The sequence below is a fragment of the Variovorax paradoxus genome (genome assembly GCF_000834655.1).
GTDB classification, from domain to species: Bacteria; Pseudomonadota; Gammaproteobacteria; order Burkholderiales; family Burkholderiaceae_C; genus Variovorax; species Variovorax paradoxus_F.
This window is the reverse complement of record NZ_JXQQ01000097.1, coordinates 22291-45314: the sequence shown is the minus strand read 5'-3', so window position 1 is coordinate 45314 and position 23024 is coordinate 22291. Positions and strand designations below refer to the sequence as shown.

Sequence of the window (23024 nt, the reverse complement as noted above, 5' to 3'; positions counted from 1 at the left end):
TTGAGGCAATCCGCGGCAAGGTGGAGTCGCGCCCTTGACGCGCTGCTCCTGCAGGCGGGCCCGTCTCGCGGTGAGTTGCGGGAAACGCACGAAATGTGTTTCTGTAATGTAAGTAAGAGATGGTTGTGACACTTTAATCACACTAAACTTACATTTTTGAAACAACTTCGTGGCCGATGCACGTCTCCATTTCGCTGTTTGCGCGCGTGCGTCACCTGGGTGTGGTGCTTGGCTGTTGCGCCCTCTTCCTTGGCCCGGCTGCGGCCTGGGCGGGCTTGAACGAGGTCGGCAAGGCCACGCCCAGCGTCCATCGGCTGAAGCTTTTCGTCGATCCGCAACTGGCCGATGACATCGGCGCGGCGGAAGCGGGCCGGCGCCTGGCGCAGTACGTGGCCGACGTGAACACGGTGTTCACGCGCGAGACGGTGCGCAGCTTCGTGTTCGACCCGGTCGCCGACCTGCAGCTCGTCGCCCCCGCCGCGGCGCCGCAATGCAGCCACAGCGGGCTGGTGAACGGCGAGGTCGTGGTGTGCATCTCCAAGTCTGCCCGGGGCTACAGCCACGGCGGCCTTGCCGCGAGCTGGACCTTTCCGCAAAAAGGCGTGGCCTGGAACCTGAACTGGATCGCGATCCACGACCCGCTGCGCCTGTCGCGCGACATCACCAAGGCCGCGCCCGAGTCCACCGAAAAAGATTACCTGGGCCGCCAGCTGAAGACGCTGCTGCACGAGCTGGAGCACGTGTTCGGCGCCGGTGCCGGCGAGTACTACAACGCCGCGATGGTGAAGGACACCACCGGCACCGCACCGCAGGCCGACCTGGCCCTGATGAGCGACACCGACCGCTATTGGTGGACACGCCAGAGCTGGCGGCTCGACCCGCTGCTGGGCACGGTGTTCGAGCAGCGGCGCGACCCGGCGACCAACCGCGTCATCACGCTGAACATGATCCGCTTCACGGCGGGCACCAAGGCGAACATCAACACCGACTGGAGCGATTGGCCGAAGTACGGCACGTCGAAGTTCATGGCGGGCACGACGGCCACGCAGGTGCGCATCACCGATCGCGCGACGGGCGCTGCGCTCCCCGGGGCGCAGGTGTCGGTATGGCGCAATGCGGGCACGTCGACGGAGCAGCCGATGGTGCTGCTCGCGCAGGGCGTGGCAGACGAGGCGGGCCGCTTCGCGTTCGATTGGGCGTGCGGCTTCACCTGCTTCAACAGCGCGAAGTCGACGCTGCTGGTGAAGGCCTCGGCCCCGGGGCGTTCGCCGACGGCGAGCTGGTTCACGATTTTTGATGCGTTCGAGCAGAAGGCGGTGAAGGGGCAGTCGACGTTCACCATCGACATGTCGCTGGGCGGCGTGGACAACGTGCCGCCGACGGTGTCGGTGTCGGCACCCGCGATGGCCACGCTGGGGCAGCCGGTCACCATCGCGCCTGCGGTGGTCGACAACGTGGGCGTGTGGGGCGTAAAGGTGGCGGGGGCCGATGGCATTCCGATCTGCACCTTCGAAGCCCCGCCCTTCACCTGCGCGTGGACGCCGATGACGCCCGGCATGCAGACGATCCGCGTGATCGGCGTGGATGAGGCGGGCAACTCGGCGATGGCGACTGCGAATGTGATGGTGAATGCGCCGGCGGATGTGGCGCCGCCTATGGTGTCGGTTGCCGTGCGGGCGGCGACGGGGGTCAGCCGGACGACGACGCTTTCCGCTGCGGCAGCGGCGAATGCGGGGATCGCGGAGCTTCAGTTCATCGTGGATGGGAAGACGCTGTGCACCGTGAAGGCCGCGCCGTATACGTGCAGCTGGACGCCGGGTGCGGCGGGGTACGCGAGCATCGAGGCGCGGGCTGTGGATGCGATGGGGAACGTTGCGAGCGTGTCGGCGAACATGCAGGTGAATGCGCAGGTCACGCCGTATCGGGCGTTGGCTTTGAAAGATGGGGAGAAGGATTCGGGGGATGGCGTTCTGGCGCAGGTGCAGGTGCCAGCGCCGGTGGCGCCGAAGGTGCGGACGGCTGTGGCTTCGCGGGAGCGGAGTGGGTCTTGATGTGGGGAGGCAGAGGGACAGTGATCAGATGCCGTCCTTCACGGCCTCTCTTTCGGGTCGCAACTTGTGCATTGAATCGACCATCAAGTCTTCTTCGGTAATCGCCGCGCCCAGCGCATCTTTGACCTCCTGTGGCCAGTGCACCTTCTGCGCAGTCCACACCACGAAGCGATTGACCACGAAGAACACAGCGAACAGCGGCAAGGCCAGGTGCTGCCACAGCTGAGTAAATGGCAGCTCCTTCCAGTCCTGCCAGTAGTTCTGCTTGCGTTGCTTCAACGCTTCGATCATGTCGAACGTCGCACCTTTGTAAGGTGGCGCTTCGCCGGCTATCAGAGGAGCGGCGTCGCGCTCCATATAGCGGCGAATGTATTCCCACAAAGCACTGGGAACGTCGATGGGGCCGATAGGGTAGGCATCGACGATGGTGGGATCGGTTTCGCTCTTGCGCATGAGAAACACCAGATAGTGATCCCGCGAAACGCTGGCCGTGCTGGCACGAGCCTTCGTGTGATGCTCGGCATCGACCAATGACCAGTCGATGACACGAGCCTCGACCATCGAGGGGCCAAACAGGATGAAGCGTCTTCGGCCGGAGCGATGCACGTAGTAAACCTTGCGGCGGGCACGATCGAAATAGATTGGCGATTCGCTTGGGCTGAACATCTCGAAGTAGATGCCGATGAAGAAAACACAGAACAAGCACAGGATGCCGATTGCAGTGAGGGCATAGTGGCCCTTCGCAAGGTCTCCGAAAAAGGAATCACGAAAGAAATACAGGCCGAGCAATCCGCAAATCAGGCCCAAGGTGGTTGCATAGCCTCCCGCTGCCACCAATGAACCGCCGTTGATCTCGATCACATTGCGATACACCCCAGAAAGCCTTCCTTGGTGCCCTGCCTGTGCACCCGCAGCCCGCTTCTTGTCATAGCGCTTGGTCAGGCCGAAAACTTTGCCGTCCAGCCGCGTTTCGTCCGTACTCTCACCGCTGGTGTCAAAGCCGATCAGCTTCATGGTCGAACTCCTTGAATCGATAACTCAACCATAGCTCGAGGCCTCCGGTGCGAGATCGCGCTCCAGCAGCACGGACCCCTTCACTTCATCGGCCGACGCGACACCCAACGCTTTGACAAGCTCGGCATCTTCTTCTGCTGCGGATTTGAATCGCGGCACCTCGCCACCGTCTTTGCCGAAGTAACTTCGCGCAGCCCAACGCTGCAGTTCGGTGCGAGTGGTCACAATGGCAAAGACGGTGGCACCTGTGCCCACGATCAACAGCACCAGCCCCACACCAGAAGCTACGGCTGCTACCGTGCCTGCTAGCCCGCACAATCTTGTTAACAGAGACGAAGCGGGCCGAGCGACACGTCAGTGCTACTTTCAGATTACTCAAGTCGATGCCATCGTGAAGTAACTGTGGGGCGTGACACACATCACACGGTCGGGAAGGACCGTTGCGGGCTCGAAATGCTGGCTCCCCGAACACGGATCGAACGTGCGACAAGCGCGCCGCGAAGTCACAAAATGGCGCACGGCAGGAACAGCCGCAAGGAGCCTCCATGCAAATCCGCGAACTCGCCACCGGCCTGCAATTCCCCGAAGGCCCGATCGCCATGGACGATGGCTCGGTGCTGCTGGTCGAGATCGCTCGCGGCACGCTCACGCGCGTGCGACACGACGGGCTGGTGCAGGTGGTGGTCGACCTGGGCGGCGGTCCGAACGGCGCAGCCATCGGACCGGACGGCGCGGTCTACGTGTGCAACAACGGCGGCTTCAAATGGCACACAGAGGCCGACGGCTGCCACCGGCCGGTGGGCCAGGCCGAGGACTATTCGGGTGGCCGCATCGAGCGCGTGAACCTCGCGACCGGCCGCTTCGAGCGGCTGTTCGACACCGTCGAACACGGCGCGCTGTGCGGCCCCAACGACATCGTGTTCGACGCCCACGGCGGCTTCTACTTCACCGACCTCGGCAAGACACGCGAGCGCGACATGGACCGCGGCGGCCTCTTCTACGGCCACAGCGACGGCAGCGCCGCGCGAGCGATCGCGCGGCCGGTGATGACACCCAACGGCATCGCGCTCTCGCCCGATGGCGACACGCTCTACTACGCCGAGACCGAAGGCGCGCGCGTGTGGGCCTTCGGCATCACCGCACCGGGCCGCGTGCGAAAAGATGGTTGGCCCTCTCCGCATGGCGGACGCATGCTGTGCGCCTCACCGGGCGGGCACTACCAGCGTTTCGATTCGATGGCCGTCGATGCGCTCGGCAACCTTTGCGTGGCGACGCTGCTGCACGGAGGCATCAGCATCGTCGCGCCAGATGGCAGCACCGTCGAACACGTGCCGCTGCCCGACCGCTACACCACCAACATCTGCTTCGGTGGGCGCGACCGGCGCACGGCCTACGTCACGCTCTCGGGCAGCGGGCGCTTGATCGCCATCGACGATTGGCCGACGCCCGGCCTCGCGCTGAACTACGAAGCCTAGGACACCACCTGGTAATACAGGTTCTGCGGGTGCTTGGCCTGCGCGAAGAAGAACCAGCGCTCGGCCAGGAGGCCGGGCGCCTGCACCAGCACCGCGAGCAGCCACGGCAGCACGGCCGCGCTTGCGAGGCCCCACACCAGCAACAGCGCGGGCAATGCAAAGGCCAGCAGCAGGAAGCCGAGCTTGATGTTCTTCAGCGCCGCCAGCGATGCGCCATGGAAGAATTCGCGCGTGTTGAACGAGCCGGCCGACATGCCCATCGATTTCTGCACCAGCTTCTCGGTGCGGATGCCGGTGGCCGATTGCAACGTCGACTTGTGGCGGATGCCCGCGTTGCGACGCAATGCCTGCCCGCGCGCGGCCCACGCCACCAGCGTGGCCACGAGCGCGCACGGTCCGAAGACCTGCACGAAGCGCGCCTCGCCGGCCACAGCCGCCATCGCGCACGCCAGCACCAGCCCCGACGACAAACCGATCAGCGCGAAGTTGACGACGGTGAGCGGATGCGCCCACTCCTCGATGAAGCGCAGGCACGCATAGATCATCGCGGTGCAGTACCAGAGCGCGACGGCACCGGCGAGCACCAGCACCGGCAACAACCACGACCACGGCGCGCCCGCACCGAGGCGCAGCGAGAGCCACCACAGCGCCACGATCGCGATGAAGCCCGGCAGCACGATCACTTCGCGCGACATCCACGAGGTGCGCCACATCAGCACCGCGCGCCACGCGCGTGACTTGCGGCCCAGGTGCATGAACGAGGCCGCGAGCCCGGCGACGAGCAGCACCTCGGCCACGCCCAATGCGATCGTCAGAAAACCCGGCGCCATCTCCAGGCCGAACAGCGCGCCGAGCGCCAGCGTGAAAACAAGGCCCTGCGCCGCACCGGCCAGCGTGGTGAAGAAAAGAATCGAGAACGCGGGATGCATCTCGTTATCCCTGTGCGTCGGTCGACTGCGTGATGCGGCGTGGCAGGTACTGGTTCGCCGGCCTGGTCTCCCACTCCGGCATCAGCTGGTAGCCGCCGCGTTCTCGAATCGCCTTCGATACCTCGGAGTCCGGGTCCTTCACATCGCCGAAGATCCGCGCGCCCGTCGGGCAGGCCTTCACGCAGGCGGGCTTGCGGTCTTCCTTCGGCAACTGCTCGTCATAGATGCGGTCCACGCACAGCGTGCACTTGGTCATGACCTGGCGTTCTTCATCGAGCTCGCGCGCGCCGTAGGGGCAGGCCCACGCGCAGTACTTGCAGCCGATGCACTTGTCGTAGTCGACCAGCACGATGCCGTCTTCCTTGCGCTTGTAGCTCGCGCCGGTGGGACACACAGGCACGCAGGGCGGGTCTTCGCAGTGCAGGCAGCTCTTGGGCAGGTGCACCGTCTCGGTCGCAGGAAAGGCGCCGGCCTCGTAGGTCTGCACGCGGTTGAAGAAGGTGCCGGTCGGGTTGGCGGCGTAAGGCCGCTCGTCGGCCAGCGGGCCGGCGCTGCCGGAGGTGTTCCATTGCTTGCACGAGGTCACGCAGGCGTGGCAGCCGACGCAGACGTTGAGGTCGATGACGAGGGCGAGTTGCTTGGCGAGCGTTTCGCCTGGCTCCGCGCGTTTGGAGGTATTGCTCCCTCCCCCGGAAGGGGAGGGAGAGAAGCCGGGCCTATCAGGTCTTTCAGCCACTGCATCATTTCTTCCCCCTCCCCGCAAAGTAGGTCAACACACTCGCCGCCTTGCCCAGCACCCCGGGCGGACTTGGCATGCTCGCCATCTGCGGAAAGCTCTCTTCGGGCTCGCCCGGCTCGGCCGGCCGTATGCGCACGCGCACGTCGTACCAGCCCGCCTGCCCCGTGATCGGATCGGAGTTGCTGATGCGCCCGCTCGCCGTGCCTTCGCACGGCAGCTCCTCGCTGATCAGGTGGTTGAGCAGGAAGCCCTTGCGCGCCTCGTCCGACCCCGGCGCGAGCTGCCATGCGCCATCGGCCTTGCCGATTGCATTCCACGTCCACACCGTGCCCGGCTCCACTGCCTCGCTGTAGCGCAGCATGCAGCGCACCTTGCCCCACTGGCTCTCGACCCAGCACCAGCCGCCGTCCGCGATGCCCGCGGCCTCGGCAGTGAGCGGGTTCACATGCAGGTAGTTGTGGCTGTGGATCTGCCTGAGCCACGCGTTCTGCGAATCCCACGAGTGGTACATCGCCATCGGCCGCTGCGTCAACGCATTGAGCGGGTAGGCCTTCAGGTCGGTCGCATCCTCCTCGAGCGGCGGATACCAGAACGGCAGCGGATCGAAGTATTTCTCGATGCGCTCGCGCAGCGCATCGGGCGGCTGCCGCCCCGGGCTCTTGCCCTGCGCCGCGAGGCGAAAGCTCTGCAGGGTGTCGGAGTACAGCGCCAGCTGCACCGGATCATTGCGCTGGCGCCAGCCCTTGTCCTTCGCGAAATCGAGGTACTCCCGGTTCCAGTTGCGCATGTAGTGCATGGTCTCGGGCATGTGGTACTGGAACACGCAGTTGTTCTCTGCATAGGCTTCCCACTGCTTCGGGTTCGGCGCGCCGCGCAGGTGCTCGGTGCCGTCCTTGCCGCGCCACCCCATGAGAAAGCCGATGCCCGGCTGCGGCTCGAAGTTGACGACAAAGTCCGGGTAACCCGTGAACTTGCGCCCGCCTTCCGGCGTGGTGAAGGCCGGAAACTTCAGGCGTGACGCCAGCTCGATCAGCACCTCCTGGAAGGGCTTGCACTCTCCGGTCGGTGCCACCACGGGCACGCGCACCGAATCGACCGGCCCGTCGAACTCCGAGATCGGCCGGTCGAGCATGCCCATCACGTCGTGGCGCTCCAGGTACGTGGTGTCGGGCAGCACGAGGTCGGCGAAGGCCACGGTCTCGCTCTGGAAGGCATCGCACACCACGAGGAAGGGAATCATGTGCTCGCCCTTCTCGTCCTTGCGGTTGAGCATCTCGCGCACGCCCATGGTGTTCATGCTCGAGTTCCACGCCATGTTGGCCATGAAGATCAGCAGCGTGTCGATGCGGTAAGGGTCGCCCTTGACCGCATTGGTGATCACGTTGTGCATGAGTCCGTGCGCCGACAGCGGGTGCTCCCACGAGAACGCGTGGTCGATGCGGATCGGCGAGCCGTCGGGGTTGATCGCCAATTCCTCGGGGTTCGCCGGAAAGCCCAGCGGCGCGGCGTTGAGCGGCGTGTTCGGCTGGATCATCCCGGGGTCGTTGAACGCGCGGTAGTTGGGCACGATGTGCCGCGGATACGGCGCCTTGTGGCGAAAGCCCCCCGGCGCATCGATGGTGCCGAGCACGCTCATCAGCACTGCGAGTGCGCGCACGGTCTGAAAGCCGTTGGAATGCGCCGCCAGACCCCGCATCGCATGGAAGGCCACGGGCCGCGCCTGCGTGGTCGCGTGTTGCTTGCCCCACGCATCGGTCCACGGAATCGGCAGTTCGAAGGCCTGCTTCAGCGCGGTTTCTCCCATCTCGCGCGCGAGCTTGCCGATGCGCGCCGCGTCGATGCCGGTGATGCCCTCTGCCCACTCGGGTGTGCAGAGCGCCACGCGCTCGCGCAGCAGCTGGAACGAAGGCGCGACGCGGGTGCCGTCGGCCAGCGTGTAGTGCCCTTCGAGTGCCGGGTCGCAGCCGTCGGCAATGCCTTCGGGGTACGCGGGCTTCACGCTGCCGCTGGCCTTGTCCCACACGAGCTTGTTGTGCGGATGACGGCCATCGCCCGGCGGGCCGCGCTCGGGGTCGAACGCGAACAGCCCTTCGCGCTCGCAGTCGTCCAGCACCACGAGCTGCGGCGCATTGGTAAAGCGCTTGAGGAATGCGTGGTCCACCAGCTCGTTGCCGACGAGCTCGTGCAGCAGCGCCATGAACAGCGCGCCGTCGGTGCCGGGCTTGATCGGAATCCACTCGTCCGCAATCGCCGAATAGCCGGTGCGCACCGGGTTGATCGAGATGAAGCGTCCGCCCGCGCGCTTGAACTTGCTGATCGCGATCTTCATCGGATTGCTGTGGTGGTCTTCGGCCGTGCCGATCATCACGAACAGCCTGGCGCGCTCCAGGTCCGGCCCACCGAATTCCCAGAAGCTGCCGCCGATGGTGTAGATCATTCCCGCAGCCATGTTGACCGAGCAGAAGCCGCCGTGCGCCGCGTAGTTGGGCGTGCCGAACTGGCGTGCGAACAAACCGGTGAGCGCCTGCATCTGGTCGCGGCCGGTGAAGAGCGCGAACTTCTTCGGATCCGTTGCGCGGATCTTGCCGAGCCGCTCGGTCAGCATGTCGTAGGCGCGTTCCCAGCTGATCGGTTCGAACTCCCCCGCGCCGCGCTCGCTGCCGGCCTTGCGCAAGAGCGGCTGCGTGATGCGCGCGGGCGACACCTGCTTCATGATTCCCGAGGAGCCCTTGGCGCAGATCACGCCCTGGTTCAGCGGATGGTTCGGGTTGCCGTCGATGTAGCGCACCTCGGGCCCGTTCTCGCCCTCGCGCAGGTGCACGCGAATGCCGCAGCGGCAGGCGCACATGTAGCAGGTGGTGGTCTTGACCTCGGTGTCCGCCGCGGGCGTTGGCGCGGTGAGCGGATCGTGCACGGGCTCTCGGGAGAGGAAACTGAACACTTGTCGGTCCTTTGTCTTGTACGGCATGCCTCGATGGACAACAGCCGCTCGGGCTGAGCTTGTCGAAGCCTTGCGCGGCGCTTCCACAAGCTCGGCGTGAACGGCTCCTTGCCTTCGATCGCAACTCGGCATCCAGCGTGGTGAAGTCGATGGTAAGTAGCCGCGATCAATCGGAAAAGCGGAGAATATCGCTCACCATGACCGGAAAAACAGATCAACATCTCCCCCAGCGCCTGCGCCTGAACCTGCGCCAGCTCGAGGTGTTCGTGGCCACCGCGCGCGGGGGCAGCACCCGCGCGGCGGCCGACCGAGTGGCGCGGTCGCAGTCGGCCGCGAGCAGCGCGCTGGCCGACCTCGAAACCTCCGTCGGCGCGCTGCTGTTCGACCGCATAGGCCGCCGGCTGGTGCTCAACGAGAACGGCCGGGCGCTGCTGCCCAAGGCGCAGGCGCTGCTCGACCAGGCGGGCGAGGTGCAGGCACTCTTCAGCGGCGAGCATGCGGCGCCGCTGCGCGTGGCGGCCAGCTTCACCATCGGCGAATACTTGCTGCCCGAGCGCGTGTCGCAATGGACCGCGCTGCACCCGCAGAGCCAGGTGCACCTTCACATTGCGAACACGCGCGACGTGATCGAGGCGGTGGCTGGTTTCGAGGTGGACGTGGGCTTCATCGAAGGCCCGCAGACGCACCCCGACCTCGTGGTGCGCGCCTGGCGCGAAGACGAACTGGTCATCGTCGCCGCGCCAGGCCACGCGCTCGCGAGGCGCATCGCCACGCACCGCCAGCTCTCGCAGGCCACCTGGGTGCTGCGCGAACACGGCTCGGGCACGCGGCAGGTCACCGATGCGTGGCTGATCCAGAACCTGGAGCAGGTGCGCGTGGGTTTCGAACTCGGTAGCACCGAGGCGATCAAGCGCGTGGTGGCCTCGGGCACTGGCTTGGCGTGCCTCTCGCGCTACACGGTGGCGCAGGCGCTGGAAGACGGGCACCTGGTCGAGTTGCGCACGCGCCTCCCCGCCGGCATGCGGCGGCTCGCGACGGTGATGCACCGCGACAAGCTGCTGGGCCGCGCGACCGCCGACTTCCTTCGGCACTGCGGCGCGACCGTGCCTCGTGCTTCCGCGGCACGCTGATTGTGAGTGCGCCCCCCAAAACCGTTCACGCTGAGCTTGTCGAAGCGCCGCGCAAGGCTTCGACAAGCTCAGCCCGAACGGTGTCTGGTTGGATCGGATCAGCCGGCCGCTTGCAACACCTGCGCCGTGTGACGCGCGATGACCGCTTCTTCGTCGGTGCGCAGCATCCAGGCGCTCACGGGGCTCTCGGGTGTCGTGAGCCGCGCATGGCCCGCACTGTTGGCGGCCGCATCGACATTCACGCCGAGCCAGTCGCACTCTTCGAGGATGCGCTCGCGCAGCGCACTCGCGTTCTCGCCGATGCCGCCGGTGAAGATCACCGCATCGACACCACGCAGCGCGGCGGCGAGGCTGCCCATGTGCTGCACGACCTGCTCGACGAAATGCGCGATGGCTTCGGCGGCTTCCGGTGCGGCGGAGGCTTCGAGCTCACGCATGTCGCTCGACACGCCCGAGAGGCCCAGAAGACCCGATTCGCGGAACAGCAGCGTCTCGACCTGCTCCGCCGACATGCCGCGCGAGCGCAGGAGGTACAGCACGACGGCCGCATCGAGGTGCCCGCAGCGCGTGCCCATCGTCAAGCCGTCGAGCGGCGAGAAGCTCATCGTCGTCGCGACCGAGCGGCCCTGCGCCATCGCGCACATCGAGGCGCCATTGCCCAGGTGCGCAACGATCACGCGCTTGTCCGCGAGCTCTGGCGCAAGGCGCGTGAACTGCGCGACGATCGATTCGTAAGAAAGCCCGTGGAAGCCGTAGCGCCGCACGCCCGCGTCGTGCAACGCACGCGGCAACGCGAAGCGGCGGTTGACCCCGGTCTGCGTCGAATGGAAAGCGGTGTCGAAGCACGCCACCTGCGGCACGCCGTCGAAGGCTTTTGTCGCGGCGCGCACGCCCGCCAGGTTGTGCGGCTGGTGCAGCGGCGCGAGCGGCTCCAGCGCGGCCAGCTCGGCAAGCACCGCATCGTCGATGCGCACCGGCGCCACGAAATTCACGCCCCCATGCACGATGCGGTGGCCGACTCCGGCGATCCGATCGCCTCCGCCTTGCTGCGCATGCCATTTGAGCAGCGCCGCGAGCGCGCCCTGGTGCGAGCGATGGTCCCCATCGAGCACCGCGTCGTGCAGCGTGCGCCCCTCCGCATCGCGGATGCGCAGCCGCGCCTTCAGCCCGGCGCCAAGCCCGTCGGCCTGCCCCGACCAGCGTGCAGTCGGCAGCGCCGCACCGTCGCCGGCCGCCTCGAACAACGCGACCTTGATCGACGACGACCCGGCGTTCAGCGTGAGCAGCGATTCGGTCAGACGTAGTCCTTGTACTTGTCCAGGAAGCGCACCGGCTTGGAGAGCGCATCGCGGCGGAACGGGTCGCCCAGCTCGCGGGTGCACATGATCTCGATCACGCAGGTCTTGCCTTCGTTCATCTGCATGTCGATGGCCTTCTTGAGCGCGGGGCCCACGTCCTCGAGCTTGTCGACCACGATGCCCTCTGCGCCCATGGCCTTGGCGATGCCCGCGAAGCTCTCGCTCTCGAGCTCGCCCGCGACGAAGCGGCGATTGTAGAAGTCGACCTGGTTCTTCTTCTCCGCGCCCCACTGGCGGTTGTGGAAGACCACGGCCGTGACCGGAATGTCGTGGCGCACCGCCGTCATGATTTCCGACATGCTCATGCCCCAGGCGCCGTCGCCGGCATAGGCCACGGCCGGGCGATCGGGCGCGGCGCACTTGGCACCGATCATCGTGGGCAGCGAGTAGCCGCAGTTGCCGAAGCTCATCGGCGCGAAGAAGCTGCGCGGTTCCTCGAAGCGCAGGTAGCTGTTGGCGATGGCGTTAATGTTGCCGATGTCGGTGGAGACCATCACGCGCGGCGGCATGGCCTTCTCCAGTTCGCGCAGCACCTGGCGCGGGTGCAGGTAGCTGCCGCCGGTAGGCGTCTTCTCGCCCTTGGTTTCCTCGATGGCGTCGAGGCTGTACTGGTCGCGTTCATGCGTCCACTCGTCGAGCTCCTTTTCCCAGGCGGCCTTCTCGGCCTTGATCTTGTCGGCGCGCTCGGCCTTGGTGGCGTCGCAGGCCAGCGTCTTGCCTTGCAGGCGCTTGAGCAGTTCCTTGGCGGTGGCCTTGGCATCGCCGTGGATTCCGACGGTGATCTTCTTCACCAGGCCGAGGTTGGTGTGGTCGGCCTCGACCTGGATGATCTTCGCGTCCTTGGGCCAGTAGTCCATGCCGTGCTGCGGCAGCGTGCCGAACGGGCCCATGCGCGAGCCGAGCGCGAGCACCACGTCGGCCTGCGCGATGAGCTTCATCGCGGCCTTCGAGCCTTGGTAGCCCAGCGGGCCGGCGGCTAGCGGGTGGCTCGCAGGGAACGAGTCGTTGCGCAGGTAGCCGTTGGCGACCGGGGCGCCGAGGCGCTCGGCCAAGGCCTTGCACTCTTCGACCGCATCGCCCATCACCACGCCGCCGCCCGAGAGGATCACCGGGAACTTGGCCGAGGCCAGCAGTTCGACTGCGGCGTTCAGGCTGTTCTCGCCGCCCGCGCCGCGCTCCACGCGCATCGGCTTGGGGATCTCGACCGTGATCTCGCCGTAGAAGTAATCGCGCGGAATGTTGAGTTGCGTCGGGCCCATCTCGGAAATGGCGCGATCGAAGCAGCGCGCCGTGTATTCGGCCATGCGCTTGGGGTTGTTCACGTGGCCCTGGTACTTGGTGAACTCCTGGAACATCGGCAGCTGGTTGGCCTCCTGGAAGCCGCCCAGGCCCATGCCCATGGTGCCGGTCTCGGGCGTGATCATCACGACCGGGCTGTGCGCCCAGTAGGCGGCCGCGATCGCCGTCACGCAGTTGCTGATGCCGGGGCCGTTCTGCCCGATCACGAGGCCATGGCGGCCCGACACGCGCGCATAGCCGTCGGCCATATGGGCACCGCCCTGCTCGTGCACCACCGGAATCAGGCGGATGCCGGCGGGCGCGAAGATGTCCATCGCGTCCATGAAGGCCGAGCCCATGATGCCGAAGATGTCGGTCACGCCGTTGGCGACCATGGTCTCGACGAAGGCCTCGGAGGGCGTCATCTTCTGCACGCCGGTGACGGCTTCGCGGGCAGGTGCAGTGGGTTTCTTCTGGCTCATGGAAGCGTCTCCTGATGGAAATGAGGCGGGATCGGGCGGGATGCTGCAACTCGAAAGTCGGAACCGCTTGTTCCGAATTTCTTTCCGGCGGAATATAGGCCGGCAACACCTCGACGTCAAACAATTTACAAAAATCGGTACGCCTTGTCTTGTTTTTTGTAAAACAACTATGATCCGCCGCATGAAGATCGTCAAAGGCCCCATCCCCGAAGCGTCCGAGCCGGCGGGCGACACGCCCACCATGCGCCTCTTCGGACTGCTCGAAGTCATGGCCGCGAAAGACCAGCGCTACTCGCTGCAGGGCCTGGTCGAAGAAACCGGCATGCCCAAGCCCACGCTGCACCGCATGCTGCAGCAGCTCGAGGGCGCGGGGCTCCTGCAACGCGAAGGCGACGGGCGCCACTACGGCATCGGCACGCGGCTGCGGCGCCTGTCGGAGAACCTGCTCTTCAACGACAGCCTGCACGGCGCGCGCCACACGGTGCTGCGCCAACTGGTCGAGGAAATCGGCGAGAGCTGCAACCTCACCTCGCTCTCGGGCAGCGAGGTCGTGTACCTCGACCGCGTGGAGACCGCCGCGCCGCTACGCTTCTACCTGCATCCGGGTTCGCGCGTGCCGGTGCATTGTTCGGCGAGCGGCAAGATCTTTCTCTCGCAGATGAGCGCGGCGCAGCGCCGCCGGCTGCTGTCCAACGCGCCGCTCGAAACCTACACGCCCAAGACGCTGACCGATGCAGAGGCGCTCGAGAAGGAAGTGCAGCGAGTGCGCAAGGACGGCTTTGCGATCGACAACGAGGAGTTTCTGCCCGGCCTGCTGTGCATCGCCGCGCTGGTGCCTTCGGGCGACGAAGCACCTTCCAACCTCTGCATCGCGGTGCAGGCGCCGATCATGCGGCTCGACGCGGCGAAGGCCAAGACGCTGCTGCCCGCACTTCAACGCGCCGCACTCGCACTCGGCCGCATCGACGCCGACGCGGGCACCGACCGCGCCTCGGCCTGACTCCCCTTCAACGAAAGCCCACCGTGACCGATACCGCAGACCTGCGACCCGACCGGATGCTGAGCGTGCGCGAGGTGTTCGGCATCGACACCGACCTGCTGGTGCCGGCCTTCAGCCATTGCGAGGGACTCGATGACCACGTGCCCGAGGTCGACGCGGTCTACCGCTTCAACTCCGACGTGACGCTGGCGATCCTCGCGGGCTTCACGCGCGACCGGCGGGTGATGGTGCAGGGCCTGCACGGCACCGGCAAGTCGACACACATCGAGCAGGTGGCCGCGCGCCTGAACTGGCCCTGCGTGCGCCTGAACCTGGACGGCCACATCAGCCGCCTCGACCTCGTGGGCAAGGACGCGGTGGTGCTGCGCGAAGGCCAGCAGGTCACCGAGTTCCAGGAAGGCATCGTGCCGTGGTCGCTGCAGCGGCCGGTGGCCTTGATCTTCGACGAGTACGACGCGGGCCGGCCCGACGTGATGTTCGTCATCCAGCGCATCCTGGAGCGCGACGGCAAGTTCACGCTGATGGACCAGAACAAGGTGCTGCGGCCGCACCCGTACTTTCGTTTGTTCGCCACCGCCAACACGGTGGGCCTGGGCAACCTCAACGGCCTCTACCACGGCGCGCAGCGGCTCAACCATGCGCAGATCGACCGCTGGAACATCGTCGCCTCGCTCAACTACCTGCCGGCCGATGAGGAAATCGCGATCGTGCAGGCGCGCGTGCCCTCGCTCGCCGACGATGCGGGCCGCAAGCTAGTCGCATCGATGGTGGCCGTGGCCGATCTCACGCGCAAAGGTTTCGCGGCGGGCGACCTTTCCACGCTGATGTCGCCGCGCACCGTCATCACCTGGGCCGAGAACGTCGAGATCTTCAAGGACCCGGCACTCGCGTTCCGCCTCTCGTTCGTCAACAAGTGCGACGACGCCGAGCGGCCGCTCGTGGCCGAGTACTTCCAGCGCTGCTTCGACCGGGAACTGAAGGAGTCGCACCAGCTGTCGTCGGGTTCGGGCGAATGACCGACACGCCTGCATCCGCGAGCGCGATGCAGCGCCGCGTGCGGCAGGAGGAGCAGGTCGCCGAACTCTGCGCGGGCGTGGTGCGCGCGTTCAGCGGCGAGCGCGACCTGCACTTTCGCGGCAAGCGCCTGCACCGTGGGCGCGTGGCGCTGCCGTGGTTCGCGCCGCACCTGCATCCCTCGGCCGAGACCGACGACTTCGTCTCGTTCCGCGGCGTGGCCGACGGGCTGGCTTTGCGGCTCACCGTGTCCGATGCGGCATTGCATGAAAGCCTTCGCCCCGAGGAGCCGGTCGAGCGCATGCTGTTCGAGATGCTCGAGCAGTTCCGCGTCGAAGCGCTCGCGCCCGAGGTCATGGCCGGCATGCGCCGGAACCTGCGGCACCGCCACGAACAGTGGTCGCTCGCCTTCCACCATTCGGGCCTGACCGACACCGCCCGCGGCCTGCTGCTCTATGCGGTTGCGCAGATCTGCCGTGCGCGCGTGAGCGGCCAGCAGGTGGTGGAAGAAACCGAAGACATGCTGGAGGCCACGCGCTTCCACCTCGCCCCGCTCATCGGCCATGCGCTTGCGGGGCTGCGCCGCGACCGCGCCGACCAGGCCGCCTACGCCGTGCATGCCCTGGCCATCGCGCGCACCGTTGCGGCGATGCTGCACGAGGCCGGCGAAGAAAGCACCGACGCGCGCGACCCGCACGTGGACGACAAGCGCAGCGTGTTCATGCTCGTGGCCGACATGGACCGCGAGATCGTCGAGCGCTTCACCACCGCCGAGTCGGGCCGCAGCGCGGTGATTGACGAGGCGGGCGGCGCCTACCGCGTCTTCACCACCGCCTACGACCGCGAGCACGACGCGGCCACGCTCGCGCGCAAGGAAGTGCTCGCCGACCACCGCGAAAAACTCGACCGCCGCATCGCCGCCCAGGGCGTGAACATCGCGCGCCTCGCGCGCGAACTGCGCGCGCTGCTCGCCGACCCCACGCGCGACGGCTGGGACGGCGGGCAGGAAGAAGGGCTCATCGACGGGCGCCGGCTCGCGCAGCTCGTGGCCTCGCCGACCGAGCGGCGCCTGTTCCGCACCGAGCGCATGGAGCCGGTGGCCGACTGCATGGTGACTTTTCTCATCGACTGCTCGGGCTCGATGAAGGAGCACGCCGAATCGGTCGCGATGATGGTCGACGTGTTCGCGCGCGCGCTCGAACAGGCCGGTGTGACCAGCGAGGTGCTGGGCTTCACCACGGGCGCATGGACCGGCGGCCGGCCGCAGCGCGAATGGGTGCGCGCGGGCAAGCCGCTGCACCCCGGGCGCCTCAACGAGCGCAGCCACCTCGTCTTCAAGGCCGCGGCCACGCCGTGGCGGCGCGCGCGCCCCGCGATGGCTGCGCTGCTCAAGGCCGACCTGTTCCGCGAAGGCATCGACGGCGAGGCGGTCGACTGGGCCTGCCAGCGCCTGCGCGAGCGCCCCGAAGCGCGCAAGCTGCTGCTGGTGATTTCCGACGGCTCGCCGATGGACAGCGCCACCCACCTGGCCAACGACGCGCACTACCTGGACCACCACCTGCGCGACGTGGTGGCGCGCCAGGAGCAGCGCGGCGACATCGAAGTCGCAGGCATCGGCGTCGGGCTCGACCTGAGCCCCTACTACAGCCGCAGCCACGTGCTCGACCTGGCCACCTCCACCGGCAACACCATCTTTCGCGAGGTGATCGACCTCATGGCGGGGCGTCACCGACGCTGAAGCAAAGGCCGAGGCCGAAGCTGAGGTGTTTTGGATTACATCCAAGTCCCTGATTGACAAAGGGGACCGGTGGTTCTTACATTGAGTTCCACATCCGGGAACGGCGTTCCAATATTTGGAACGCAATCGAAAGCCTCATGGATTCCACGCTCGCCAAAGGCCTCGCCGCCATCGAATGGATGACGCGCCAGCAACGCCCCTGCCGCGTCACCGACCTGGCCCAGGCGTTCGGCATGGCGCGCAGCAACGCGCACCGCACGCTGCAGACGCTGGTCGATTGCGGCTGGGCTGTGCAGGACCCGGACACCAGCGCCTACCGGCCGAGCCTGCGCCTCTTCGAGCTCGGTGCGCTGGTGGCCGATGCGGCCGACGTCGGCGCGCTGCTGCGGCCGCACCTCGCCGCGCTCGCGCAGCAGACGGGCGAGACCATCCACCTGGCGGTGCTCGACGGCGCAGAGATCGTCTACCTCGACAAGTTCGACAGCCCCCTGCCCGTGGCCGCCTATTCGCGCATAGGCGGCCGTGCCGCGGCCTACTGCGTGGCGTCGGGCAAGGCGCTGCTGGCCGCGGCGACGCCCAGCGTGCCCGCATTGCACGAGCGCCTGGGCACGCTGGCCGCCCACACGAAAAACAGCATCACCGACTTCGATGCGCTCCTTCTCGAACTCGAACGCACGCGCGCCCGCGGCTACGCCGAAAACCGCGAGGAATGGCGCCTGGGCGTCTGCGGCCTCGGCGTGCCCGTGTTCAACGCACGCGGCGAGGCGGTCGCGGCCGTCGGCATGAGCGTGCCCTCGATCCGCTTCGCGCGCACGCAGGCACGCGGCCTCGCCGACCGCCTCGTGGCCTGCGCGCGCGACGCGAGCGCGACGCTGGGCTACCGCGCGACCGCGCTGCCGACATCCACCACAAAGAGAAGGAGACTCGAATGAACCTGTTCCCCGCCCCCTGGCTGCGCGCCGGGCTGCTGGCCGCCGCAATGCTTTCGGCGCTCGCCGTGCCTTTCGCGGCGCAGGCGCAGAGCGCCGGCGACTACCCCAACAAGCCGATCCGCCTGGTCGTTCCCTACCCGCCCGGCGGCGGCACCGACGTGATCGCGCGCATCGTGCAGGAGCGCTTTTCCACGCTGCTCGGCCAGCAGGTACTGATCGACAACCGCGGCGGCGCGGCCGGCTCCATCGGCACCGAGGTCGTCGCCAAGTCGGCGCCCGACGGCTACACGGTGCTCTTTACGCTCTCCTCGCACACCATCAACCCGGCCATCTACACCAAGCTGAGCTTCGACACCGCGAAAGACTTCGCACCGGTCGGCCTGGTCGCCTCGCTGCCGCAGATCCTGGTGGCCAACAACCAGTTCGCGCCGAACACCGTGGCAGAGCTGGTCGCGCTGGCCAAGGCCAAGCCCGACAGCATCTCCTTCGCCTCGGTGGGCAACGGCTCGCCCGGGCACCTGGCCGGCGAGTTGCTCAAGCTGCGCACCGGCACGCAGATGACGCACATCCCCTACCGCGGCGGCGGCCCGGCCGTGACCGACGTGATGGGCGGGCAGGTGCCGCTGCTGTGGGTGTCGATTCCCGCGGCCGCGCAGTTCGTGAAGGCCGGCAAGCTCAAGGCGCTCGCCGTCTCGACCACCAAGCGCAGCGCCGCCTTCCCCGATGTGCCGACGATGCAGGAGGCCGGCATTCCCGACTTCGACGTGGACTCGTGGTATGCCGTGTTCGTGCCCGCGAAGACGCCGCAGCCCGCCATCGACAGGCTCAACCGCGTGATCAACACCGTGGTGAAGGAACCGGAGATCCGCGAGAAGCTGCTTGCGCAAGGCAGCGAAGGCGTCGGCGGCACGCCCGAACAACTGGGCAAGGTCGTGACGACCGAACTCGTGCGCTGGCAGAAGCTCGCCAAGGAAGCCAGCATCAAAGTAGATTGAACTCGCCCCCAGGCTTCGCGCACTTCGTGTCGCTTCTCCAACCCCCTACCGGGGGCAACACCTGCGGCCCGGCAAAGCCGGTTCCGCGGTGTTCCCCGACTGAATACACGAGACAGCCGAAATGACCATCGAATATTCACCGCCCTCTTCCCCCATCGCCGAGCTCGTGGCGCGCGCACGCGCTGCGCAGCGCATCTACCAGACCTGGTCGCAAGCGCAGGTCGACACCGCCGTCGTCGCGGCCGGCTGGGCCATCGTCGAGCCGGCGCGCAACCGCGAGCTGGCCCAACTGGCTGTGGCCGACACCGGCGTGGGCAACGTCGAGGACAAGGTCCGCAAGAACCATCGCAAGACCTTCGGCCTGCTGCGCGACCTACACGGCGCGCGCTCGGTCGGCGTGATCAGCGAAGACCCGGCGCGCGGCATCGTGGAAATCGCGCGGCCCGTGGGCGTGGTCTGCGCGGTCACGCCGTCGACCAACCCGGGCGCGACGCCGGCCAACAAGATCATCAATGCGCTCAAGGGCCGCAACGCGGTCATCGTCGCGCCCTCGCCCAAGGGCTGGTCGACGGCGGCGCGGCTCATCGAATTCATCCACGCGGAGTTCGACCGCATCGGCGCGCCGCGCGACTTGGTGCAGCTGCTGCCCCTGCCCATCAACAAGCAGGCGACGGCCGAGCTCATGCGCCTGTGCGACCTGGTGGTGGCGACCGGCTCGCAGGCCAACGTGCGCGCCGCCTATGCGAGCGGCACGCCGGCCTTCGGGGTGGGCGCAGGCAACGTGGCGGGCATCGTCGATGAAACGGCCGACGTGCATGCCGCGGCCGAGCGCATCGTGCGCTCCAAGACCTTCGACAACGCGACGAGCTGCTCGTCGGAGAACAGCCTGGTAATCGTCGATGCGGTGCGCGCCTCGATGCTCGCCGCGCTCAAGGACCGCGGCGCCGTCATGCTCGCCGCTGCGCAGAAGGCCACGCTCCAGGCTCTGATGTGGCCAGAGGGCAAGCTCTCGGCCGCCGTCATCGGCCAGTCGGCCCGCACGATCGCGGAGCGCGCGGCGCAAGTCGATGGCGCCAACCGCGAAGGGTGGCTCGCCATCGCGGCCACCGACCCGCGCATCCTCATGGTGGCCGAAGACGGCGTGGGCCACGACCATCCGTTCTCGGGCGAGAAGCTCAGCCCCGTGCTCGCCATCTACGCCGCGCGCGACTTCGACGAAGCGGCCGCCACGGTCGAACGCATCTACGCCTACGAAGGTGCGGGCCATTCGGTCGGCCTGCACAGCGCCGTGCCGGAACGCGCAACGACGCTGGGCCTCACGCTCCCGGTGTCTCGCGTGATCGTCGACCAGGCGCACTGCATCGCCACCGGCGGCAGCTTCGACAACGGCCTGCCCTTCTCGCTCTCGATGGGCTGCGGCACCTGGGGCAAGAACAACTTTTCCGACAACATGAACTACCGGCACTACCTGAACATCACGCGCGTGTCGCGGCCGATTCCGGAGAAGGTGCCGAGCGAAGACGAGATCTTCGGCGCGTACTTCGCCAGGCACGGAGTGAAATGAACAGCGCGGCAGCCTCCACCGTCCACGCGCTCGTCGAGCGCCAGGCGGCGCTGCAGCCGCACGCGGTGTATGCCCGCAGCACCGAGAGCGAGCGCCACATCACCTACGGCGAACTCGCGCGCGGCTGCCGCGGCGTGGCGGATGTGCTGGCCAGGCACGGCGCAGCGGCGGGCGAGACGATCTCGGTCGTCATGCCCAACGGCCTGCAGACGCTGCGCCTGCTGCTGGGTGCGATGCACGCGGGCTACTGCGTGAACCCGGTCAACCTGCTGTCGCAACCCGACCAGATGCGCTACGTGCTCGCGCACTCCGACTGCCGCGTGGTCTGCGTGGCGCCCGAATGGAAAGCGCGCGTGCGCGAGATGGTGCGGGCCTTCGACCGGCCCGTGACGGTGATCGTCGTCGATCCCGATGCAGATGCGCTGCCGGGCGAAACCGACGCGGTGGCCCATGGTCCCTCGCCCTCACCCTCACCCGACGCCGTCGCGCTGCTGATGTACACCTCCGGCACCACCGGCATGCCCAAGGGCGTGATGCTCTCGCAGCGCAACCTCGCGGCCAATGCGCATGCCATCAGCGCCGAGCATGCGCTGCAGCCCGCGGACCGCGTGCTCGCGGTGCTGCCGCTCTATCACATCAACGCCTTCGCGGTGACCATGCTCGCGCCGCTCGCGCACGGCGGCAGCCTTGCGATGCCGCCCAGGTTCTCGGCCGGCCGCTTCTGGGAGCAGGCCACGCAAACGCAGTGCAGCTGGATCAACGTGGTGCCCACGATGATCTCGTACCTGCTCGAAGGCGCGAAGCCGCCGCTCGCGCAGACGCTCGCCATTCGTTTCTGCCGCTCTGCTTCGGCCGCGCTGCCGCCCGAGCACCACCGCGCGTTCGAGCAGATGTTCGGCATCGGCATCGTCGAGACCATGGGTCTCACCGAGACCGCGGCGCCGTCGTTCTCCAACCCCATGGACCCCGCCGCGCGCAAGCTCGGCTCGGTCGGCCGCGCCTCGGGCTGCATGGCAGGCGTGGTCGATGCGCAGCTTGCAGCCGTGCCCGACGGCACGACCGGCGAGCTCGTGATCCGCGGGCCGAACGTGATGCTCGGCTACTACAAGAACGAGGAGGCCACGTGCGCGAGCTTCACGCCCGACGGATGGCTGCGCACCGGCGACCTCGGCCACCGCGACGCGGACGGCTTCTTCTTCGTCACCGGCCGCATCAAGGAGCTGATCATCAAGGGCGGAGAGAACATCGCGCCGCGCGAGATCGACGAGGCGCTGCTGCAGCACCCCGCGGTGCTCGAAGCTGCGGCCGTGGGCGTGCCCGATCGCCACTACGGCCAGGAGATCGGCGTGTGCATCGTGCTGCGCGAAGGCTGCGCCTGCACCGAGGACGAACTGCGCGCCTTCAGCGCCACCGCGCTCGGCCGCTACAAGACGCCCGGCCACTACCGCTTCGTCGCCGACCTGCCACGCGGCCCCTCCGGCAAGGTGCAGCGCCTGAAGCTGCTGCCGCTCTTCGAGGCATGACGGCGGCCGAACTGCTGGTACCGCCGATCGCGCCGGTTCTTCTGGTCTACAGCCTCTGCGTGGTGTTCGCGGCCGGCATCGTGCGCGGCTTCGCGGGATTCGGCTTCTCGGCGATCACGGTGGCGGGCATGTCGCTGGTGGTGTCGCCCGCGCTCGTGGTGCCTGCCATCTTCATGCTGGAGATCCTCGCCAGCCTGAGCCAGCTGCGCGGCATCGCGCGCGATGTCGACATGCCCTGGCTCAGCTGGCTCATGCTGGGCAACCTCCTCTGCATTCCCCTCGGCGTGGCGTTGCTCGCTTGGCTGCCGGAGACGCCGCTGCGCCTCCTGATCGGCGCGCTGCTGATGGCCGCGGCCCTGCTGCTGCGCGGGGGCGCGCACGTCACGCTCGTGCCCACGCGCGGGGTGCGGCTCGCGGCGGGGCTGGCTTCGGGCTTCATCAACGGCGTGGCGGCCATCGGCGGCATCGCCATCGCGGTGCTCCTGAGCACCGCGAAGATGGCGCCCGCCGTGCTGCGCGCGACGCTCATCGCGCTGCTGTTGTTCAGCGATGTGGTGTCGCTGATTGCCGCCGCGCTCATGCCGTCGACCGCGCATGCATCGGGCAACCTGCTCGGGCCGAACACGCTCAAGTGGGCGGTGTGGCTCGCGCCCGCGATGCTGGCGGGCATCTGGTGGGGGCAGCGCTCGTTCAAGGGCGTGTCGCCCGAGCAGTTCAGGAAGCACGTGCTGAACCTGCTGATCGCGCTGGCCACCGTGAGCGTGCTGCGATCGCTCTTCAGCCTGCTCGCCTGAGGCGTGGCGGCGCGGGCCGCCGGCAAGGATGCGCGGTACTGCGTACTGCAACCGGCAGTTGCAGGGG

18 protein-coding genes are annotated in these 23024 nt (G+C 67.4%); 11 read left to right on the top strand and 7 right to left on the bottom strand.

Translation table 11 applies throughout. The features are described 5' to 3' along the window. The first annotated feature begins 176 nt into the window (after window positions 1-176). Window positions 177-2051 carry an Ig-like domain-containing protein gene (locus tag RT97_RS28055; RefSeq protein WP_042582138.1) on the top strand — a complete coding sequence of 625 codons (1875 nt, stop codon included), beginning with the start codon at window positions 177-179 and terminating at the stop codon, window positions 2049-2051. 24 nt (window positions 2052-2075) lie between these two features. Here RT97_RS28055 and RT97_RS28050 read toward each other — a convergent pair whose 3' ends face one another. Then, the gene (locus RT97_RS28050) at window positions 2076-3065 is read right to left on the bottom strand and encodes a DUF6708 domain-containing protein (RefSeq protein WP_042582137.1); all 990 of its coding nucleotides are present in this window, start codon (window positions 3063-3065) and stop codon (window positions 2076-2078) included. Window positions 3066-3089: 24 nt separating this feature from the next. Continuing rightward, a complete protein-coding gene (locus tag RT97_RS28045) occupies window positions 3090-3332 on the bottom strand; it encodes a hypothetical protein (RefSeq protein ID WP_155403912.1) in 243 nt (80 codons plus the stop codon). Window positions 3333-3610: 278 nt separating this feature from the next. Between RT97_RS28045 and RT97_RS28040 the strand changes: the two genes are divergently transcribed. Then, on the top strand, window positions 3611-4540 hold the full coding sequence (locus tag RT97_RS28040; RefSeq protein WP_042582135.1) for an SMP-30/gluconolactonase/LRE family protein: 930 nt from the start codon (window positions 3611-3613) through the stop codon (window positions 4538-4540). Here RT97_RS28040 and RT97_RS28035 read toward each other — a convergent pair. The 3 genes from RT97_RS28035 to RT97_RS28025 are packed head-to-tail and all read right to left on the bottom strand — an operon-like array spanning window position 4537 to window position 9149. Further along, on the bottom strand, window positions 4537-5469 hold the full coding sequence (locus tag RT97_RS28035; protein WP_042582134.1) for a dimethyl sulfoxide reductase anchor subunit family protein: 933 nt from the start codon (window positions 5467-5469) through the stop codon (window positions 4537-4539). The two genes, RT97_RS28040 and RT97_RS28035, sit on opposite strands and share 4 nt — an antisense overlap. Window positions 5470-5473: 4 nt before the next feature. After that, complete coding sequence (locus tag RT97_RS28030) at window positions 5474-6205, bottom strand: 4Fe-4S dicluster domain-containing protein (RefSeq protein WP_080898462.1); 732 nt, start codon at window positions 6203-6205, stop codon at window positions 5474-5476. 4 nt (window positions 6206-6209) lie between these two features. Next, entirely contained in the window at window positions 6210-9149 is a 2940-nt protein-coding gene (locus tag RT97_RS28025) for a molybdopterin oxidoreductase family protein (protein ID WP_042582133.1), read from the bottom strand. Window positions 9150-9346: 197 nt separating this feature from the next. Between RT97_RS28025 and RT97_RS28020 the strand changes: the two genes are divergently transcribed. Beyond that, window positions 9347-10279 (top strand): LysR family transcriptional regulator, encoded by a 933-nt coding sequence (locus tag RT97_RS28020; RefSeq protein WP_042582132.1) that lies wholly within the window; start codon window positions 9347-9349, stop codon window positions 10277-10279. Between the two features lie 98 nt (window positions 10280-10377). Here RT97_RS28020 and RT97_RS28015 read toward each other — a convergent pair whose 3' ends face one another. Continuing rightward, entirely contained in the window at window positions 10378-11577 is a 1200-nt protein-coding gene (locus tag RT97_RS28015; RefSeq protein ID WP_042582195.1) for an acetate/propionate family kinase, read from the bottom strand. Then, entirely contained in the window at window positions 11574-13397 is a 1824-nt protein-coding gene (gene xsc, locus RT97_RS28010; RefSeq protein WP_042582131.1) for a sulfoacetaldehyde acetyltransferase, read from the bottom strand. The genes RT97_RS28015 and xsc overlap by 4 nt, the downstream gene beginning before the upstream one ends. A gap of 169 nt (window positions 13398-13566) precedes the next feature. Between xsc and RT97_RS28005 the strand changes: the two genes are divergently transcribed. From RT97_RS28005 to RT97_RS27970, 8 genes are all read left to right on the top strand, one after another. Next, window positions 13567-14397, top strand: coding sequence for an IclR family transcriptional regulator (locus tag RT97_RS28005; protein ID WP_080898461.1), 831 nt, complete (start codon window positions 13567-13569; stop codon window positions 14395-14397). A 23-nt stretch (window positions 14398-14420) separates the two neighbouring features. Continuing rightward, window positions 14421-15413, top strand: coding sequence for an AAA family ATPase (locus tag RT97_RS28000; protein ID WP_042582130.1), 993 nt, complete (start codon window positions 14421-14423; stop codon window positions 15411-15413). Continuing rightward, window positions 15410-17149, top strand: coding sequence for a cobaltochelatase CobT-related protein (locus RT97_RS27995; protein ID WP_042582129.1), 1740 nt, complete (start codon window positions 15410-15412; stop codon window positions 17147-17149). Before RT97_RS28000 ends, RT97_RS27995 begins: the two co-directional genes overlap by 4 nt. Window positions 17150-17286: 137 nt before the next feature. Next, complete coding sequence (locus tag RT97_RS27990) at window positions 17287-18081, top strand: IclR family transcriptional regulator (protein ID WP_042582128.1); 795 nt, start codon at window positions 17287-17289, stop codon at window positions 18079-18081. Next, window positions 18078-19076 (top strand): tripartite tricarboxylate transporter substrate binding protein, encoded by a 999-nt coding sequence (locus RT97_RS27985; RefSeq protein ID WP_042582127.1) that lies wholly within the window; start codon window positions 18078-18080, stop codon window positions 19074-19076. Before RT97_RS27990 ends, RT97_RS27985 begins: the two co-directional genes overlap by 4 nt. A 121-nt stretch (window positions 19077-19197) precedes the next feature. Beyond that, on the top strand, window positions 19198-20640 hold the full coding sequence (sauS, locus tag RT97_RS27980) for an acylating sulfoacetaldehyde dehydrogenase (RefSeq protein ID WP_042582126.1): 1443 nt from the start codon (window positions 19198-19200) through the stop codon (window positions 20638-20640). Then, window positions 20637-22163 carry an AMP-binding protein gene (locus RT97_RS27975; RefSeq protein ID WP_042582125.1) on the top strand — a complete coding sequence of 509 codons (1527 nt, stop codon included), beginning with the start codon at window positions 20637-20639 and terminating at the stop codon, window positions 22161-22163. The genes sauS and RT97_RS27975 overlap by 4 nt, the downstream gene beginning before the upstream one ends. After that, window positions 22160-22957, top strand: coding sequence for a sulfite exporter TauE/SafE family protein (locus RT97_RS27970; RefSeq protein WP_042582124.1), 798 nt, complete (start codon window positions 22160-22162; stop codon window positions 22955-22957). Before RT97_RS27975 ends, RT97_RS27970 begins: the two co-directional genes overlap by 4 nt. Window positions 22958-23024 lie beyond the last annotated feature (67 nt).